A 2,289-nucleotide genomic window follows, 5' to 3' on the forward strand; every position below is an offset into this window, starting at 1 on the left:
AGCGCAAGATGAGCAACTTCAATGTTCGGCATCGCGGCGCAGCGCTCCATTTGCGGCATCAGCCAGTGCCGGTGCTTCGTATCTGAACAGTATTTCCGCTAACCCGCATGAACACTGAGCTTTCGGGGTGAATGCCGATGGTGTGGTTTGCAGGGTTCAGGTCGAATTGATATCAATTCCTTGCAAACTGCATCGAGGTGTTGATGGGTCCGAAGCCAGCCGACGAACGCGCCGATCACGACTTGTTCCGCAGCGAGCTGCTGAACCTGATCAACCAGCGTCACGAGCTGGTTCGCTTGGCGGCACTGATCGACTGGCAGGCGTTTGAAGCCGAATGGAGTCCGGAGTTCGTCTCAACCACGGGCCGGCCGGCTCTGCCCACGCGGCTGATGGCCGCTCTGCTGTACCTCAAGCACGTGTACGCACTCAGCGACGAGGACGTGTGTGAGGGCTGGCGAGAAAACCCGTACTGGCAGCACTTCAGTGGTGAGCGGTACTTCCAGCACGAGCTGCCCTGCGATCCCTCCAGCTTGGTGCGCTGGCGCCAGCGCATTGGCGAGGCCGGCTGCGAGTGGCTGCTGGCCCATTCCATCGAAGCTGCACGCAAGGGCGGAGTGATCAAGCGCCAGAGCCTGGAGCATGTGGTGCTGGACACCACGGTGCAGCCCAAGGCCATCGCCCACCCGACCGACAGCCGGCTGCTCAACCGCGCGCGTGAGCAACTCGTCGAGGCTGCGCAAGACGCTGGGATCGACCTGCGCCAGAGCTACGCCCGGGTCGGCAAGGCTGCCGAGCACCAGGCCGGCCGCTACGCCCATGCCAAGCAGTACCGGCGCATGCAGCGCGAGATCAGGAAGCTGAGGACTTGGCTGGGCCGGGTCATCCGCGACGTGCAACGCAAGGCCGGTGAGATCGGAGCTGGGCTGAAGGCCAAACTCGACATCGCCACTCGACTGCACGCGCAAAAGCGCGGCGACAAGAACAAGCTGTATGCGCTGCACGCGCCCGAGGCAGAGTGCATCGCCAAGGGCAAAGCCAGAACGCCCTACGAGTTCGGCGTGAAAGTGTCCATCGCAGTGACGGCCAAAGAGGGCCTGGTGGTGGGCATGCGCTCCATGCCCGGCAACCCGTATGACGGCCACACGGTGGACAGCCAGCTCGAGCTGGTCGAGATCCTCACCGGCCACACACCCAAGATCGCGCTGGCCGACCGTGGCTACCGCGGTGTCGAGCCCGCGTGTTGGGCGCGACTGCTGATCAGTCATACGCGCAAGTTGCCCAAGCGGCTGAAGAAGCTGCTCAAGCGGCGTCAGGTGGTCGAGCCCATGATCGGACACATGAAGGCCGACGGCCTACTGGGCAAGAACTGGCTCAAGGGCGCGGGTGGCGACGCGCTGCACGCTCTGCTGTGCGGCGCCGGGCACAACTTGCGGATGATCCTGCGGCACCTGCGGGTGCTTTATTGCGCCTTGCTCGGACTGATCGCCATGACCGCCACGCTGGCCTTGCCGGCACCCACGTCAACATCGCCGCTCACCGCCTTGACTTCGCGCCGCTCCGCGCTGGCTCGCGGCTAAAACGAGTTGTTCAGGGCCGACTGGGTAGGAGTGGTCGGCAACGGGGCAAGTTAGCGATCGCGGTCGAGTGCCATCAAAGAATTGACCGACCTCTACCCGTGCTGGCCTGCACGCCCACAGTGTCTTCCATCATCCAGGGTGACCCGCCAGGGTCATGACAGTTAGCCCGATTCAACTGCGCCAGGTGCCCAGAAGGTCGGCAATTTCAACGAGCGCTGGGAAGCCCAGGTCCTGACGGACAAGCGTGCGGCGGTGCTCGATGCGTGCAAGCACTGCGGCAATGTCGAGTTCGCCCGTTTGGGGCCCGCTGGAGGAGCAGATCGAAGCACTGCGTGCCGCGAAAGTGGGCGGATGAAACGAGAGGTTAATGGCATCTCAAGACTCGGCGGTGAAGCCCACGCGTCTGACAACTTCCCACCACTTTTCATGTTGTTTTCGCAGGCTGGACGCCATGGCCTGCGGCGTTAAGCTGTGTGCTACCAAGCCCAGGGAGGCAAGAGCCTCCGCAACCGCCTTGCGATTGACGGCTTCGGCAACCATTTGATGAAGGCGTGAAACGGTTTGGGGCGAAACGCCTGATGGAGCAAAAAAGCCGAGCCACTGATCGCCAGCGGGGTGTGACCTTGCCCCTGTTCCGTGTAGTTCTTAACCCACGATTCACGCGGCCTTTTTGCGCTGTGCCTCGTACCAGCGCTGCTCATACTGCATCGGG

At 62.8% G+C, this 2,289-nt stretch carries 1 protein-coding gene; it reads left to right on the plus strand.

Features of this window, described 5'->3' with window-relative positions:
• Nucleotides 1–203 precede the first annotated feature (203 nt).
• Nucleotides 204–1,577 carry an IS5 family transposase gene (locus tag Q392_RS26300; RefSeq protein WP_048805410.1) on the plus strand — a complete coding sequence of 458 codons (1,374 nt, stop codon included), beginning with the start codon at nucleotides 204–206 and terminating at the stop codon, nucleotides 1,575–1,577.
• Nucleotides 1,578–2,289 lie beyond the last annotated feature (712 nt).

Origin of the sequence: Xenophilus azovorans DSM 13620, assembly GCF_000745855.1 — a bacterium.
In the GTDB taxonomy this organism is placed as follows: Bacteria; Pseudomonadota; Gammaproteobacteria; order Burkholderiales; family Burkholderiaceae_C; genus Xenophilus; species Xenophilus azovorans.